The organism is Vibrio sp. 10N.286.55.E10 (assembly GCF_002872555.1).
In the GTDB taxonomy this organism is placed as follows: domain Bacteria; phylum Pseudomonadota; class Gammaproteobacteria; order Enterobacterales; family Vibrionaceae; genus Vibrio; species Vibrio crassostreae.
In genome coordinates this window covers 42,996-58,272 of sequence record NZ_MCSD01000046.1, presented here as the reverse complement: position 1 = coordinate 58,272, position 15,277 = coordinate 42,996, and the positions used below count along the sequence as shown (strand labels likewise).

The following is a 15,277-nucleotide window of genomic DNA, read 5'->3' as shown; positions in this document are numbered from 1 at the left end:
GCGGAGTTGGTCCAAAGCCTGAAATTAGTTGGTTTTCACAAGCTTATAAAAGGGAATTATGTCGACTATTTTGGTAGATTAAAGGTATTACCGACTTCCAGTGAGCAGCAATGAAGATTCTTCACACGTCCGATTGGCATCTTGGCCAAAACTTCTACAATAAAAGCCGTAAGAATGAACATGAACGGTTTTTACAATGGTTACTTGAGCAAGTTACAGAGCACGACATCGACGCGATCATTGTTGCTGGCGACATTTTCGATACCAGCACACCGCCGAGTTACGCTCGTGAGATGTATAATAAGTTTGTGGTCGATTCGAACAAGATCGGCTGCCAATTGGTGTTGTTAGGTGGAAATCACGATTCAGTCTCTGTGCTTAAAGAGACCCAACAGTTACTCAAATACATGGGTGCAGACGTGATTCCTAATACCAATGAAGATCATGCGACTCAGGTTGTCGAACTAAAAGGCAAGAACGGCGATGTAGAAGCGCTGGTTTGTGCTATTCCTTTTATTCGCCCTCGCGATGTGTTGACCAGTCAGGCGGGTGTCACCGGTGTTGAGCGCCAAAAACAACTCGGCGAAGCGATTAAACAGCACTACCAAAGTGTTTATGATGCCGCTGTAGAAAAACGTGCGACGTTTAAAAATAGCGAGCACATGCCGATTATCGCTACGGGTCATTTAACGGCGATGGGTGTTCAACAATCGGATTCTGTACGCGACATCTATGTCGGCAACCTTGATGGTTTTGCCGCTGATGGCTTCCCAGACGCAGACTATATTGCACTTGGTCATATCCACCGTTCACAAGTGGTGGCAAAGCGTGAATACATTCGTTACTGCGGCTCACCAATACCATTAAGCTTTGATGAACTTAAATCTCAAAAGCAGGTCTGTGTGGTTGAGTTTGTTGAAGGCGAGCGCACCATTTCTCAATTGCCAGTTCCAACGTTCCAACCCCTAGCTGAAATCAAAGGCGACTTGAGCGAGATCGAATCTCAACTGAATCAATATATAGGCTTAGATAGCGACCAAAGCGTGTGGTTATCGATAGAAGTGCAAGCGCAAGATTACTTGTCGGATCTTCAAGAGCGTATGCGCACACTAACCGAAGGTTTGAATGTGGAAGTGCTTCAATTGCGCAGAGCAAGAGAGCGTCGCAATCAAGCATTAGAGCAAGAGTCGGCAGAAACGCTGTCAGAATTGAGCCCGATGGACGTGTTTACGAAGCGTATTGCCTTAGAAGAATTTGAAACCGATTCTGAAAAAGCGCGTTTAGAGCGCATGACGGTGAAGTTTAAACAAGTGATGGTTGAAGTGTCTGAGAGCGCTCAAGCGCCAAACAAAGTAGAAGAGTAACCAGTATGAAGATTTTAAGCCTAGAATTTGAAAACCTGAACTCTTTGAAAGGGCGTTGGAAGCTCGATTTTACCCAATCACCGTTTGCGGAAAATGGCCTGTTTGCGATTACTGGCCCAACAGGAGCGGGTAAAACCACCATTCTTGATGCGATTTGTTTGGCGTTGTTCCACCGCACGCCACGTTTGAAGAGTATCGCCAAAGGCAACAATGAATTAATGACGCGTGGCACGGGTGAGTGTTTCGCTGAGCTGGAGTTTGAAGTGCAGGGCAAAACGTACCGCTCGAACTTCCATCAAAAGCGTGCTCGCGGAAAACACGATGGCGCATTACAAACGCCAACGTGTGAGTTTGCTGATGCTGACACCGACAAAGTCTTAGAGACCATGCTGACCAAGAAAACCAAGTTGGTGGAGCAGGTAACCGGTCTCGATTTCTCACGCTTCACCAAATCCATCATGTTGTCACAGGGTGAATTTGCGGCATTTCTTAATGCCAATGCTAACGACCGTGCAGAGCTACTTGAAGAGCTGACGGGAACAGAAATCTATAGCCTGATTTCCGAGCGTATCTACGATCATTTCAAGTCTAGTGAGGAGTCGCTTAATCACCTCAAAGCAAAAGCTGAGGGTGTGAGTTTGCTGTCTGAAGAGCAAATCCAAGAGCTAACCGCAGATCGAGAAACGTTAGAAGCCGAGCAGAAGCGTTTGTCTGAGCAGTTAAAAGAGTGGCAAGCGCATCTAAGCTGGTGGAAAGACGTGACCAAAGCTGAGCAAACTATTGCGACCAGCGAACACGATCTTAAAACAGCTCAAGATGAACTAGACCGTAATCAACCCTCACTCGAGCGTTTAGCAAACAGTGAACCGGCTGAAAAACTGCGCCCAATGCACAAAGATTTAAAGCGTTGCGAACAAGAGGTGAGCACTACTCAAGCTCACTTAGATAACAGCATCAAGTTACTTATTGTTCGTGATGAAGAAAAGCAAGATGCGCAAACGAAACTGACGCAAAGCGGTGTGATTGTCGAACAGGTTAAACGCGAGCAACAAGATCAAGAGAAGATCATTGATCTAGTGCGTCCGCTAGACAACCAAATTACCGTGCTTAAAGATAAACAAACTGTGGCCGTTAATGCAGCGAATACGCTGAACGAGCAACATACTCAGCAGCGCAATCAACAGGCTGTTATAGTCCAAAAAACAGAGGCACTGAAGCAACAGGACCAACTCAGCACTGAGTACCTAAATACACATCAAGCTGAGCAATATTTAGAAAAATACTTAGGCCAGTGGCAAGCCAAAGTTGAACAAGTTCGTACCCTAGAGCGTCAGCATTCAGAACTACTAAACTCAGCGAAGCAAGCTTTGTCCGCAGTGGATGCTCAGCAAGCGACTATCAAAACTGCTCAAGAAGTAAAAGTAACGCAAGACAAAGCATTAGCAGAATCGGTTGTGTTAGAGAGTAGTGCAAAACAACAGTGGGAAGCATGGCAAGGCAACACTAGCGAACAAGTGTTGAATGCGCAAAAAGACCTGCTGGAGTTCTGGAATCGTAATACGCACTCGTTATTGGAAATTAATCGTGGCTTCCTAAATGCTCAACAACAGTTGCACGCGAAAACACAGGCACATCAAACTAACAATCAGTTGGTCGACAAACTTTCGAAAGAACGTGAAGTGCTGGTGAATCGATATAAAGAGAAAGAGACGTCTCTTGAGCGATTAACGCGTTTGATTGATCAAGAAGGCGAATTAGCGAAATACCGTGCAGCTTTAGAATCTGGATCTGAGTGCCCACTGTGTGGTTCAACAGACCATTCGATCGAGCAGTCGCAAGATATTGCAAATCTGGTCTCGCAAAAAGATCGGGAAAACCTAGAGTTGGCAGCCATTAAGAAAGAAGGCCAAGAGCATCGTCAGCAATTAGATTCTCTTGCCCCTATGATTGCAGCGCTTAACGATGACATCCTGCGTGCACAAGCGGATATTCAACAAGCCCAACTGAATTGGCAAGGCATTGTTGGTAAGCTTCAACAGGGCTTATCAGATTTCGCTGGCACGGCTCCAGAGCTAGCTCTGCTAACGATTAACGATTTAGGCAATGAAGCTACGGTCGCGACCTTTGCTCAGCAGTGTGAACTTCAACTAAGTCAGATCTCGCAGCAACTGAAAGCATTGGGTGATGCCAAAGCGCACTATGCGGAAGCTGAGAAACAACGCTTGTCTGTAGGTGTTATGGCTGACAAGGCGCAATCTAACCTTGAGTTGGCCGAGCAACGCTTAGCTGATCTGAATAAGCAAAACCACATTACAAACGAACAAGTAGTTAAGACAGCTCAAGCGAAAGATCAGCAATGGCATTCGTTGAAAGAGAGCATTGTTCAAACCGCTATCGAAGCACCTGAACTTGACCATATCGATGATTGGTTTGCTGCGAAATTGCAAGCATCAAGCACATGGCAACAGACCAAACAGCAACAGGCCGATATTGAGAAGCAACTGATTACTCAAAATGCCGAATTGAAAACCTTAGATGACAAGCTAAGTAGCGCAGAGAAAGAGCTCGCGACACTGACGCAAGAGAGTGAGTCTCTAGTGTCAGAGCTCACTCGTGTAACTGCTGAAAGAACAAAGTTATTTGGTGACAAAGACATTCAAACCACCAGTAATGCGATGAAGCAAAAAGTCACTGAAGCGGTTAGTGTATTTGATGCCGCTCAGTTGGTGCTTAACCGTTGCGAACTTGAACATCGAACCGAGCAAACTAAACACACCAGCTTCTCTGAAGAGCTGACCAGCAAGCAGTCAAATCACACACAAGTATCGAATGCTTGGTTAGAAGCGCTGAAAACTAGCCCATTTGAAGGAGAGGCTGATTTTGAAGCAGCATTATTAGACGAAGAGGTTAGAACTCAACTTCAAAGCCTGAAGAAGTCTATAGATGAAGCGATTGTCAGTGCACAAGCTAGGTTGAACACTGTCAAGGCGACGGAGGTGGAGCTACAAAACCACGAAAATGCTAAAACATGGCAAGAGCAAGACCAACAACAAGTTGAACTTGCGACGACTGCATGCCAAAACGCACAACAAAGTCATGCAACAAAGATCGGCGCGATTTCTGCCAATCTTGAAACTGATAGCCAGAACCGCAGCAATCAGCAAGATCTGTTCAAGCAAATCGATGAGCAACAAGTCGAGTTTGATGATATCTCACGTCTTAACTCGCTTATTGGTTCTAAGAACGGCGACAAATTCCGTAAGTTTGCCCAAGGTCTAACGCTGGAAAATTTGGTGTACCTTGCGAATAAGCAGTTGCAGCGTTTGCATGGTCGTTACGAACTTAAACGTAAAGCCGACGATGGGTTAGAACTGCAAGTGCTGGACACATGGCAGGGCGATGTGATGCGTGACACGAAGACGTTATCAGGTGGCGAAAGCTTCTTGGTGAGTTTAGCGTTGGCATTAGCGCTTTCTGATCTTGTCAGCTACAAAACCAGTATTGATTCTTTGTTCTTGGATGAAGGTTTCGGCACCCTTGATAGTGACACATTGGACATTGCCCTAAACGCTCTCGATAACCTGAATGCGTCTGGAAAGATGATTGGTGTTATTAGCCACGTTGAAGCACTGAAGGAGCGAGTGCCCGTTCAGCTTAAAGTGACAAAACACTCTGGCTTAGGTGTGAGTGAGATGGAGAAGCAGTACAAGGTTGTCGCTTAGGTTCTTGCTATATTCATCAGTGCAGAAATAGAAACAGAGCTAGATGAAGCAGATCCCCCGACTCAGTCGTTCCTCCTTCTCGAGGATGACGGAGTCGGGGGCTGTTATCAATCATTCCGCCGCCACTCCTTAAAGTCAGGAGCGTTCAAAAAGTAGCCGTCACTCCCTAAAATGAGAAACGAGCGTAATAGGGAATCTCCAGTAAACGCAGGAAGTGGACTCATCCAAAAGGAAACGACCATGCACAAGAAGCCTCATTTACCGACCAAGACATGTCCCGTTTGCCAAAAGCCTTTTGCATGGCGTAAAAAGTGGCAGCGTTGTTGGGACGGTGTTATTTACTGTTCGGAACGTTGTCGTCGCAACAAGTCTTAGTCTTCATACACTCGAATACATCAAACTATTCTCTATCAGCCAAGTCCGGTAAACCGATATTTCCTTCCTTTGTTATCATTTTGATGTTCCTTTAATCGTTTGGTCATTCATTTCTTAAGTTAATATTTCTATCTGTAAGATAAGTGATGTATAAAGGCGGCATGAAGATACCTAAAAGAATACAGCCTTTAGTTGACGATGGTTTGGTCGACGAGGTGACAAGCCAACTCATGAGTGGCAAAGAAGCATCGGTGTACATTGTGCGCTGCGGCGATACGATCCGTTGTGCCAAGGTATATAAGGAAATTAGCCAACGTAGTTTCAAAAAAGCGACTGCGTATCGTGAAGGCCGAAAAGTCCGAAACAGCCGCCGTGCTAGAGCGATGGAAAAAGGTTCTGGTTTTGGCCGTGAGCAACAAGAAAAGGTTTGGCAAAGCGCTGAAGTGGATGCCTTGTATAAACTGGCAGAAGCGGGCGTTCGTGTACCTGTGCCTTATGGTTGCTTTGATGGCGTGCTGCTTATGGAGTTGGTCACTGATGACGAAGGCTATGTTGCCCCACGTTTGAACGATGTCGTTATGTCAGCAGAGCAAGCGATCGAAGATCACGCCGTGATGATGACCTATGTGGTTAAAATGCTGTGTGTTGGTTTGATCCATGGTGACTTGTCTGAGTTCAACGTATTGGTGGATGAATACGGCCCGGTAATTATCGATTTACCGCAAGCCGTTGATGCTTCCGCTAACAATAATGCCGAGTGGATGTTGGCTCGTGACATCAATAATATCCGTGATTATTACGCTCAGTTTGCTCCTGAATTGGCGAAAACCGAGTATGCCAAGGAAATGTGGGCGCTTTACGAGAAAGGCGACCTAAAGCCAGACAGCAAGCTAACAGGCGAGTTTACGGAAACGGACGATTTGGCCGATATTGAAGCCATTATGCAAGAGATAGACGCTGCGCGAGTTGAAGAACAACACCGACGCGAGCGAGCTAAAGAAGAGAAAGAAGGCGTCGACGACAGCAAGTTCAATTGGGCTGAGTAATCGTGATGATCGGCTTAGAGCTTTAGTTAAATAGCAGTCATAACGCCTGAAAAAATTTATGCGTTCTTTCTAAAAAATAACCCAATAGAGCAACACTCTGTTGGGTTTTCTTTTTTAGCACTTATCAAAGACGACGAGTGGTATTGGTTTCTACCAACTTAACTGTTCACCATCGTAAGCGTAGAAGTGCCCGCTTTTGTCTGGTGTGGCAGTGCGAATGATATCGACCAATTGATGGGCGACATAGCTCGACTCAAACAGCTTACCTTCAGGGACATTAGTCTGGAAAGGCTTCGACAGAGCTGTATCTGTTGTGCCTGGGTGTAGCGCCAACACCGTGCCTTTCTTAATGGTGCGTTGCCATTCAATCGACATGGTTTTGATAAACATATTGAGCGCCGCTTTCGACGAACGATAGCTATACCAGCCGCCTAATCGGTTATCTGAAATGCTCCCGACCTTTGCGGAAACCACGGCAAACTTTGGATTGTCGCTCGTTTTAAGAACAGGTGTGAAGTACTTTGCCAATAATAAGCTGGGCAGAGTATTCACTGAGATGTTTTTCAGGAAAAACTCAGGGTCAATGGACGCCAGGTTCTTTTCCGGACCAAGGTCTGGAGTGTGAAGCATACCCACGCAGTTTATCAACCAATCAAGTTGTTCAAACTCAGAACTCAAACGTTTGATACCAGCTTCTTTGGTGGCGTCAACTTTGTGCCAGTTCAAGCGACTGTTTTCAAGTTCCGGCTGTTGAGAGTGGAAAGTCGCGTCTACATGCACATCAAGAAAATCAAACCGAGACAGCTCAGATAATAGGTGTTTAACCACAGCAAAGCCGATACCGCCGCTTCCGCCAACCACCAATATGTGTAGTCTGAGTTGCTCAACCATTATAAATTCTCCAAGTTTGTTATTCGTTGTTCTGCAGTATCGAGTATTGCTTGTTGCTCTTGCTCGTCCATATTGTCCCAAGAGCGATATAGCATGCCCATGCGTGGGTTTCGGTTTAACTCATCGCGATGTTGGTTCATAAAGCGCCAATACAAACTATTGAAAGGGCAGGATTGCTCTCCACTGCGCTCTTTTATTTGGTAATGACAGCCTTTGCAGTAGTCACTCATGCGATTGATATAGGAACCGCTGGCAGAGTATGGTTTGGTTCCGACGATCCCGCCATCCGCAAACAGTGCCATACCTCGCGTATTTGGCATTTCAACCCATTCTATCGCATCGACGTATATGCCGAGGTACCAACTGTCGACTTGGTCAGGATCTATGCCTGTGATTAAGCAGAAGTTGCCAGTGATCATTAACCTTTGGATGTGGTGCGCGTAAGCAAATTCAAGGGATTGATCAATCGCATGCTTCATGCAGTTCATCTTGGTCTGTCCGTCCCAAAAGTAGTGAGGCAGGTTGTTGTTTGCTGAGTAATGGTTTTTGTTGGCGTAAGCAGGCATATTCGCCCAATAGACGGCGCGTATGTACTCTCGCCACCCCAATATTTGACGGATGAATCCTTCGACCTGTGCGATATCGATAGTGGTAGCGCCTTGCTTTGAAGAGGCGTGATAAGCTGAGAGTGCCGCATCAATGACTTCTCTAGGGTTGAGCATCTTGCTATTCAATGAGAACGAAATACGACTGTGATACAAGCTCCACCTAGAGTCGTGTTCTGTAGTCATCGCATCTTGAAAGTGCCCAAATAACGGTAAGCAGACTTGGCAGAAATGAGCGAGCAGAGACAAACTTTGTGCGCGGTTAACTGGCCATAATAATTGGTTGCCGACTTGACCAATGGTTTGTACGTGGTGGCGTTCTATTCGCTGCAAAATGTCGGTTATGTCATTGGTAAACATCAGAGGTTGAGGCAGTTTTTCAATGTCTTGCTTCCTGAGCTTCTTTCGATTGCTCGCGTCGTAATTCCATTTGCCACCAACGGGCTTTCCGTCTTCTAGCAAAATGTCGAAACGCTTTCTCATTCGGCGATAGAAGTGTTCCATCATGATGCGCTTATCTTTCGGAAACTGTTGTTCGATCTCTTCGAATGGAAAGAGGAAGTGTTCAGTATCACAACAGCCTTTGGCTGAATTGGTGAGTTTGAGCTTGTTCATCTGCTCTAAGAGGCGATATTCATCTGGCCTTTGATATTCAAACTTCTCTGCGCCGAATTCGTGTACATAGTGCTTTAGAAGTGTATCTAGGTTTTCAAATTGGGCTGTGTCATCTAAGGTCAAGTGAAGTACTTGATGGCCTTGTTGTCTCAGCTCGTCAGCGAAGTAACCCATCGCACAGAAAAATGCGGCCACTTTTTGAATATGAGATGCGACGTAATCCGTTTCTTGTTTTAGCTCAGCAATCATGTAAACAACGCCATCATCAACCTGTCGAAACCATGAATGCTCTATGTTTAGTTGGTCTCCTAATACAAGTCTTACCGTTTTAAATTTCATAATGCGTCCTGGTTTGTGAGGCTTGTTGAGACTGCGTTACTGCCTGTCCATTGATTAATGAAGGCATGGTCTGGGTCGTACATTTCAGTTTGCTTGGCTAAATCAAAATGGCGGGATTTAGGCTGTGTATGGTTGTTATTTTGATTGTTGTGGGCTGGTTTATTGAGAGCCCCTGCGATATACGCCCAATTTCCCCAGTTTGACGCCACGTCATAGTCGACAAGTTGGCTTTCGAAATAGGCTGCGCCATGTTGCCAGTCGACGCCCAACTCGTAAATCAAACAGCTTGCGGCTAACTGCCTTCCGCGATTGGACATGTAGCCCGTAGCATTAAGTTGGCGCATACATGCATCGACAATCGGATAGTTGGTGTTACCGCTCTTCCATTTGGCAAAATTAAGGCTTGCTGATTGAGTGATATTTTCTGCTGTAACGGGTTTTGTGTATGAGCCCGTAAATAGAGAAGCCTTCAACGACATGCTCTTCCAATAAAAATACTCACGCCACAACAGCTCGAAATAGATCCAATAGGTTGAATCGTTGGGCCCATGATGCGACTCAAATCGCGTGAGGCGTCTGCATATTGTTTTAGGTGAGACACAACCTAATGCGAGCCACGGTGAAAACTTGGTCGAGTTTTCGATACCGTCCAGTGCATTTCTTGTCTGTTTATAGCAGCTCGCGTAATCCTGTGAGAAGTAGTGTTCGAGATGCAGTAATCCCGATGTTTCACCGCCTTTGAGGCTGTGGTTTCGTGCCACGTTGCCAATCTTGAAAAGGGTTTCTTTGGAGTTACAGTGTGACATTTTTGTTAGGTCTGGTGCCGGTGGTAAATTGGTTATGGTCAAACTTTGTGTATCTATAGCCAGAGGCTCAATGAGTTTTCTGAATTTGGTAAACGAACGGGGGAATTTTTCTAACGTGAAAGGGAAGTCATCGAGTTCAAACAGAGGCGAGTTATGAGATTGAATCGCAGTTAAGTTGGGGCAGTCAGTCAGCGTTGACTGCATTAGCTTTTGCTCGTCATAGCCACAGTGAGCATTCGCAAATAAGTGAGTCACGTTTAGTTCAGAGATCATTTCGATTAGCGAGTCTTTTACGTTATCGCTGTGGTCTCGGCCTTGTGTTAGGACGATAAGTGTTTGTTCTAACGTGCTGAGGTTAATTGCAAGGTCGCTTATCGACTGTGAAATGAAAGCCGCGCGGGGAGCGCCATATTGTTCTTCTTGAGCGAATTGTGAAGAATAGTGAGACAGAACTGGTTCGACAGCGACACAAACAAGCTCATCGACGATCTGGCTTGCTTGATTAAGTAGTGTGTTGTCGTTAATTCTTAAGTCGTTGGTAAAAAGATAGAGACCAATCTTTTTCATTGCCTACACTCGTGTTTTGTTAATTATTAGACGCTTACGAGTTGATAGGCTGACAAGATCACAAATGAACACTCTGAGTGGGTAATAGCAGGTTTCGGCCAGGATAAGGGAGTTTAAGAGGGTATCAAGCCAACCAATAATACCGATAGAGGTTGGCAATGCAGGCTATTTTTGAGTTTCGAACTGCAGCTTCTATTCCATAGGAATAACGAGAATATCGATAGGGGAAGTATCGATGATCTGTTTAGAATGGGATATGAGCTTATGCCAGAAATCATGGTGATGACCACATAGCAATAGGTCGATGCCGTTTGCTTCGATGACATTTTTGAGCTTATCGTTCAAATCGCCGGTTCCCACGAAAATGTGCTTGATTGGGTGCTTGGCGTAGGCCTCAAACTCTTTCAAATGCTTAACGGCATCTTCATTGATCGGTAAATCACCATCATTTGCTTGAATGTCAACGAGTTCTGGGTAAATTTCTCCATGTGTACCATCGATATAAACAAACGAAATGCCAGCCTCGAGCTTGTCTGCGAAGAAAGTCGCTCTATCAATGAGAATCTTGGTGTCGTCAGACAGTTCAAGTGCGACCAGAATATGTCGGTAATCCATAATTAAAGCCTCTTGTTGTGAGTTATGTAACAAGCATAGTTTTTGTTAGAGCAAATGATATCGAAGAGATCTCATATTGCGTAAAATTATCATTCAATGTTCTTCTAAGCACTATCGTATTTATATCGCTTTGATTGATAAGAAATTTACAAAAGGTTGATATAGTGGTTGATGCGTTAGCTTATGCTCTTAGATAGGCTTGATAGTTCAATGCGCCAATTACGAAGAGGCATCAATGACAGCACTACTAACCATTCCCACTCGAACATTAGGTTTCGACTACGATATTGAGATCCGAGATTGGTCTCAAAAACTCGTCGGCTTTCATGTGTTCGAAGATGGTAGACGACCACTTGATGGGGGCATTGGGCTTAGCCTAAACCTCGTTGAGCAGTTTGATGTGAATGGTCGCTGGTTAGAATCCTTGCCTGCTCGTTATCGTGAAATCACCGACGACTTTCCAGAGTATCAATACCAAATGTTGTGGTTAGCTGCGAACACATACGAGGCTGCACAGCTACTTGAACTAAGGCCTGTTATTCTGGCGTTGATCTGCATGAAATACAGCGTCGATAATCAGAAAGCATTGGCACTAAGTCGCTTAGGGCAAAAGAAGATCCTTGCTAAGTTGGGCTTAGACAGCAGTAAAGCGACACTCAAATTCATCGACAAGCTAGAATTGCATTACAATGTTGGTGATGAGCTTGACCACATTGTTCGTATTCTCGAACCGCTGCAAAGACGAGTTCTTAAGTTTAAGCATTACTCAAAAGTTGGATACACAGCCCTACGTTTGGACCAAGTTCATCCATTTCTAACCGGCAGTCGACTAGGGATTGCAATGGTGGAAGAGGGCAGACTTAATGCACCGTCTAAGATGGCAATGTTCCAAGATGCGATATTGCTAGGGCAAGACTTAGAGATGGATGATCCTCTGCGCGCTATTACTAGTCAGAACTCTTTTGCGATGTTTGAACAGCTTCATGACCGCTGGACGGAGCAACGTCAATTGCGTCGTTTGGAGGGTAATCGCCCAATGGATAGAGACATCCCTTATCCCGTTCCTTTGTTAGGTAATGACAACATTCATCCTCTCACGGATTATTACGACCTTGAACATGAAGGTATAGAGCAGAAGCACTGTATTGGCGTGTATCACAATCGAATCATGAGCGATCGTTATGTGGTGTTCCGCATGCTCAAACCTCAACGTTTAACCATAGGTTTACGCCGCGTTCCGAGCAAAGCATTTCCGTTTGAAATCGACCAAATCTGCGGAAAACGAAATGCACCGCCGTCGGAATCCGCTCGCCAAGTTATTCACGACTGGTTAGAAGCGAGTAAGCAACAGTATCCTAAGCAATAGCCATGAAGTAGAAGGAATACAGGATGTTTCAACAAGGCGATCTTTGCCCGCATTGTGGTTTGATTATTGTGATGCCTACGGATCTACAAGGTGAGTGCTTAGGATGCGGCGAAGAGATTAATCAAGACCCTGCAGACGACTATGACGAAGAAGAGTAGCTTTATCGACTCTGATATAAACCAAGGCTAGGATGGCCAAATCACCCCTGTCAAAGGAAGGAAAAATGCAGAAAGTAATCTTTAGAAATTGCGATGAAAGCTCTCCTTATTGGAGTGAATTAGAAGACTTATTTCAAAGCGAATGGTCGGATTTCAAGTTTAAAGACACCTATGAAGAAAACGTAAATCTCCCTCCGGTAATCACAGCACTTCGCGATAATGTGGTCATTGGTGGTTTGGCGTATTCCTATTTTCAGGAACCTCATCAAGTTCGGGACGTGGTTTGGATCAACGCCGTGTTTGTTGCCCCTCAATGGCGCGGCCAAGGTATTGCCAGTGAATTGATTAATCGTGGTGTCAGACAAGTATCTTCTACAGTGCAAACTCAACTCTACGCGTACACCAATATCATGGGACTTTATCAAGGGCTAGGTTGGTCAGTTGTCGACATCGAATCAGAGCCAAACCATAAAGTGATGAGTATTGAGCTTAATCAATAGGCTCACAATAAAAACCTACTTGTGTGGTATCTGCTTTTCAAGTAATGAAGTGCTCGCTGTATCCACACCTCATAACTCTGTTAAATTTTCGTTTGAAATTATGCATATATCGCCTTTAAATCAAACAACTCGCTGTCGATTAAAACGATCACGACGATTTATTGCAGCAGTTGTTGAGCACAAAGCCTATATTGACTAGAATGACGCACTTTTTTTATTTACGTACATACAGGTAATGAACATGAGCGATACTAATTCAAGACCAGCTTTACCAGATCATCTTGCAGGTAACCCACGCAGCCCACACCACGTTGCTGAGTGTTTCGAATACCCAATTGGCATTCGTCTAAATGGTAAAGAGCGTACTGATGTTGAAGAATACTGCATCAGCGAAGGTTGGGTTAAGATCCCTTCTCCAAAAGCGCTAGATCGTTTTGGTCAGCCAATGCTTATTACTCTAAAAGGCACTGTAGAAGCTTTTTACATCGACGCATAATCATTTCGTGTGGTGAGCTAATACTTCGTGTAATTAGCTAATGTTGGTCTAATTAGTCAATACAAAACCACCAAGCGTTATTACCTAAAAGGGTCTAGAGAAATCTAGACCCTTTTTGTTTTTCAAATCCATTGGGCTATTACTGTTACCAAGCGATACCTGCACCAATTGAGAGCTCCAAGTCTTCACCTTCTGCTTTATCGAAACCTGCGGTCACAACAAAGCCACTGTCCATAATGTAGGTTGCATCTAAGCCACCCACTTGTTTGGTTGAGCTATCAGAGAACTCACGGCTATCTAAAGTTACGTCCGTGTGGGTACGCTTAATCCCGTAACCTGGGGTGATGTATAAGTTTTCGGTGATACCAATAGGGGCGTGAAACTGATATTCGTTATCGCGTTGTTTGTATTCGTACGAGCCTTCATCTTCGTTATAAGCTGATCGGGTAAACTCAATGCCATAACCTATGCTTCCCGGGCCGCGATATTTGATGTAAGAAGCAGACCAATCTCTCCACCCACGTTCAGCCGATAGACCAAATGTAATCGCAGTTTCTTCTTGGTTTTGTTCATAGGCTTGAGCGTTAGCCACAGTGAACAGCAAGACAGCGGTTAATGTCAGAAGGGGAAGCTTTTTGATGGTCATTGGATCTCTCGCTTGTGTATACAAAATATCGGCGAATTCAAAGTATTGAATGCCAGTAAATTAGTAACCTAGTCCGGATCTTCCTTGAGCTTTTTAGTTATGTATTCTTTGTGGGTGCTTTGAGCGGCATCCTCTTAGGTTTGAGGATGCCTATTTGATATGGGAATGGGGGTAATTGTTACTTCAAAGTACGTAGCTTATTGACCTGCATCTTTGCACGAACTTTGGTAACTTCTGCTTGCGAAGGTAAGTTATCTTTTACCTTGTTCTTAATATCAGCGACTGGGATGAAGTTCCACTGACCGTCGTGATACTTAACCACAAATGTCTCTCGATTCATCTCTTCACGGAACACCCAAACACCATCGTCGAGACGCTTAAAGTCACCAATTACGTTATCGTTAGTATCGCGAACCGTCCAAAATGTGTAATCATCGTCGGCATAAGTGACGGAATCTTTTTTGCCTGAGATCATCTTGTCTCCAGAGCTAACCGTGACATAGTTGTCACGAATGATGATTTCACCAACACGTTTATCATCCACGTAGATGCTGTAGAGAGTATGCTCGTCGCTAACCTGCTCGCGAACGGCTGAGACATGCGCATCGCTGTCATCTCGGTTAAAGAAAGGAATGTCTCCCAACTCAGGGATATGAACAAAACCTAAATCTGCTTGAGCGATTTTGTCTCTTAAAGTTGGGGCATCGGTACCATAACCAGGGTCTGATTCAGGGTTCTCATAACCGTCATCGTTATCTGAATCGTCTAGTCCAAAACCTGGATCGATATTTTCGAAACCATAATCACCATCAAATTGAGGTTGTGCTGGTTCTGAACCACCGCTAGATGAACAACCTGCTAAGACAGCTGCAAGAACGAGTGCGATAAGTGATTTGTTCATGATATTTCCTATCGTTTGTTTAATTCGTAAGATGCTCACTGACTAACCTCACTATTAGGTGATGGTTACACGCTTTGCGTATAGACATTGCTGCATCGCTTGAGACATACAATAAACAATCGAGTCAGTTCGATAAATAAACGAAGAAGAATACAACACATCACGTTCTGCTATGTATTGTTGATTTCATGCATTGCAAATGGCAATGTGCCAATTATCTATTCACACTAATTAGGTGCGAATAGGTTGGTTATGTTCATAATCA

14 protein-coding genes are annotated in these 15,277 nt (G+C 44.6%); 8 read left to right on the top strand and 6 right to left on the bottom strand.

All coding sequences use genetic code 11. The features are described 5' to 3' along the window. Window positions 1-110 precede the first annotated feature (110 nt). The 4 genes from sbcD (at window position 111) to BCV39_RS19085 (ending at window position 6,507) form a co-directional block, all read left to right on the top strand. Window positions 111-1,364 (top strand): exonuclease subunit SbcD, encoded by a 1,254-nt coding sequence (gene sbcD / locus BCV39_RS19100; RefSeq protein WP_102431806.1) that lies wholly within the window; start codon window positions 111-113, stop codon window positions 1,362-1,364. Window positions 1,365-1,369: 5 nt separating this feature from the next. Then, complete coding sequence (locus BCV39_RS19095) at window positions 1,370-5,086, top strand: AAA family ATPase (RefSeq protein ID WP_102431807.1); 3,717 nt, start codon at window positions 1,370-1,372, stop codon at window positions 5,084-5,086. Window positions 5,087-5,326: 240 nt separating this feature from the next. Next, window positions 5,327-5,461 (top strand): DUF2256 domain-containing protein, encoded by a 135-nt coding sequence (locus BCV39_RS19090; RefSeq protein ID WP_080967357.1) that lies wholly within the window; start codon window positions 5,327-5,329, stop codon window positions 5,459-5,461. 161 nt (window positions 5,462-5,622) lie between these two features. Then, entirely contained in the window at window positions 5,623-6,507 is an 885-nt protein-coding gene (locus BCV39_RS19085; RefSeq protein WP_102431860.1) for a PA4780 family RIO1-like protein kinase, read from the top strand. A gap of 150 nt (window positions 6,508-6,657) precedes the next feature. Here BCV39_RS19085 and BCV39_RS19080 read toward each other — a convergent pair whose 3' ends face one another. The 4 genes from BCV39_RS19080 to BCV39_RS19065 form a co-directional block, all read right to left on the bottom strand. Beyond that, entirely contained in the window at window positions 6,658-7,398 is a 741-nt protein-coding gene (locus tag BCV39_RS19080; RefSeq protein ID WP_102431808.1) for an SDR family oxidoreductase, read from the bottom strand. Next, the gene (locus BCV39_RS19075; protein WP_102431809.1) at window positions 7,398-8,957 is read right to left on the bottom strand and encodes a cryptochrome/photolyase family protein; all 1,560 of its coding nucleotides are present in this window, start codon (window positions 8,955-8,957) and stop codon (window positions 7,398-7,400) included. The genes BCV39_RS19080 and BCV39_RS19075 overlap by 1 nt, the downstream gene beginning before the upstream one ends. After that, a complete protein-coding gene (locus tag BCV39_RS19070) occupies window positions 8,954-10,330 on the bottom strand; it encodes a DASH family cryptochrome (RefSeq protein WP_102431810.1) in 1,377 nt (458 codons plus the stop codon). Before BCV39_RS19070 ends, BCV39_RS19075 begins: the two co-directional genes overlap by 4 nt. A gap of 192 nt (window positions 10,331-10,522) precedes the next feature. Continuing rightward, window positions 10,523-10,945, bottom strand: a complete 423-nt coding sequence (locus BCV39_RS19065; RefSeq protein ID WP_048658633.1) for a universal stress protein — start codon at window positions 10,943-10,945, stop codon at window positions 10,523-10,525. A 235-nt stretch (window positions 10,946-11,180) separates the two neighbouring features. Between BCV39_RS19065 and BCV39_RS19060 the strand changes: the two genes are divergently transcribed. The 4 genes from BCV39_RS19060 (at window position 11,181) to BCV39_RS19050 (ending at window position 13,465) form a co-directional block, all read left to right on the top strand. Beyond that, window positions 11,181-12,311: a PcfJ domain-containing protein gene (locus BCV39_RS19060; RefSeq protein ID WP_102431811.1), complete on the top strand. Its 1,131-nt coding sequence runs from the start codon at window positions 11,181-11,183 to the stop codon at window positions 12,309-12,311. A gap of 23 nt (window positions 12,312-12,334) precedes the next feature. Beyond that, on the top strand, window positions 12,335-12,469 hold the full coding sequence (locus tag BCV39_RS23450) for a hypothetical protein (RefSeq protein WP_017059202.1): 135 nt from the start codon (window positions 12,335-12,337) through the stop codon (window positions 12,467-12,469). Window positions 12,470-12,534: 65 nt separating this feature from the next. Further along, window positions 12,535-12,969, top strand: coding sequence for a GNAT family N-acetyltransferase (locus BCV39_RS19055; RefSeq protein ID WP_102431812.1), 435 nt, complete (start codon window positions 12,535-12,537; stop codon window positions 12,967-12,969). A 241-nt stretch (window positions 12,970-13,210) separates the two neighbouring features. After that, the gene (locus BCV39_RS19050; protein ID WP_017059204.1) at window positions 13,211-13,465 is read left to right on the top strand and encodes a DUF3297 family protein; all 255 of its coding nucleotides are present in this window, start codon (window positions 13,211-13,213) and stop codon (window positions 13,463-13,465) included. Window positions 13,466-13,610: 145 nt separating this feature from the next. Here BCV39_RS19050 and BCV39_RS19045 read toward each other — a convergent pair whose 3' ends face one another. Then, on the bottom strand, window positions 13,611-14,111 hold the full coding sequence (locus BCV39_RS19045; RefSeq protein WP_102431813.1) for a hypothetical protein: 501 nt from the start codon (window positions 14,109-14,111) through the stop codon (window positions 13,611-13,613). Between the two features lie 178 nt (window positions 14,112-14,289). Next, window positions 14,290-15,012 carry a membrane lipoprotein lipid attachment site-containing protein gene (locus BCV39_RS19040; protein WP_102431814.1) on the bottom strand — a complete coding sequence of 241 codons (723 nt, stop codon included), beginning with the start codon at window positions 15,010-15,012 and terminating at the stop codon, window positions 14,290-14,292. Between the last annotated feature and the right edge of the window lie 265 nt (window positions 15,013-15,277).

Bases quoted from the DNA above. Each gene is read 5' to 3' on its own strand.
- sbcD (WP_102431806.1), top strand. From the start codon at position 111: ATGAAGATTCTTCACACGTCCGATTGGCATCTTGGCCAAAACTTCTAC.
- BCV39_RS19085 (WP_102431860.1), top strand. From the start codon at position 5,623: ATGAAGATACCTAAAAGAATACAGCCTTTAGTTGACGATGGTTTGGTC.
- BCV39_RS19045 (WP_102431813.1), bottom strand. From the start codon at position 14,111: ATGACCATCAAAAAGCTTCCCCTTCTGACATTAACCGCTGTCTTGCTG.
- BCV39_RS19075 (WP_102431809.1), bottom strand. From the start codon at position 8,957: ATGAAATTTAAAACGGTAAGACTTGTATTAGGAGACCAACTAAACATA.
- BCV39_RS19080 (WP_102431808.1), bottom strand. From the start codon at position 7,398: ATGGTTGAGCAACTCAGACTACACATATTGGTGGTTGGCGGAAGCGGC.
- BCV39_RS19060 (WP_102431811.1), top strand. From the start codon at position 11,181: ATGACAGCACTACTAACCATTCCCACTCGAACATTAGGTTTCGACTAC.
- BCV39_RS19090 (WP_080967357.1), top strand. From the start codon at position 5,327: ATGCACAAGAAGCCTCATTTACCGACCAAGACATGTCCCGTTTGCCAA.
- BCV39_RS19095 (WP_102431807.1), top strand. From the start codon at position 1,370: ATGAAGATTTTAAGCCTAGAATTTGAAAACCTGAACTCTTTGAAAGGG.
- BCV39_RS19050 (WP_017059204.1), top strand. From the start codon at position 13,211: ATGAGCGATACTAATTCAAGACCAGCTTTACCAGATCATCTTGCAGGT.
- BCV39_RS19070 (WP_102431810.1), bottom strand. From the start codon at position 10,330: ATGAAAAAGATTGGTCTCTATCTTTTTACCAACGACTTAAGAATTAAC.
- BCV39_RS19065 (WP_048658633.1), bottom strand. From the start codon at position 10,945: ATGGATTACCGACATATTCTGGTCGCACTTGAACTGTCTGACGACACC.
- BCV39_RS19040 (WP_102431814.1), bottom strand. From the start codon at position 15,012: ATGAACAAATCACTTATCGCACTCGTTCTTGCAGCTGTCTTAGCAGGT.
- BCV39_RS19055 (WP_102431812.1), top strand. From the start codon at position 12,535: ATGCAGAAAGTAATCTTTAGAAATTGCGATGAAAGCTCTCCTTATTGG.
- BCV39_RS23450 (WP_017059202.1), top strand. From the start codon at position 12,335: ATGTTTCAACAAGGCGATCTTTGCCCGCATTGTGGTTTGATTATTGTG.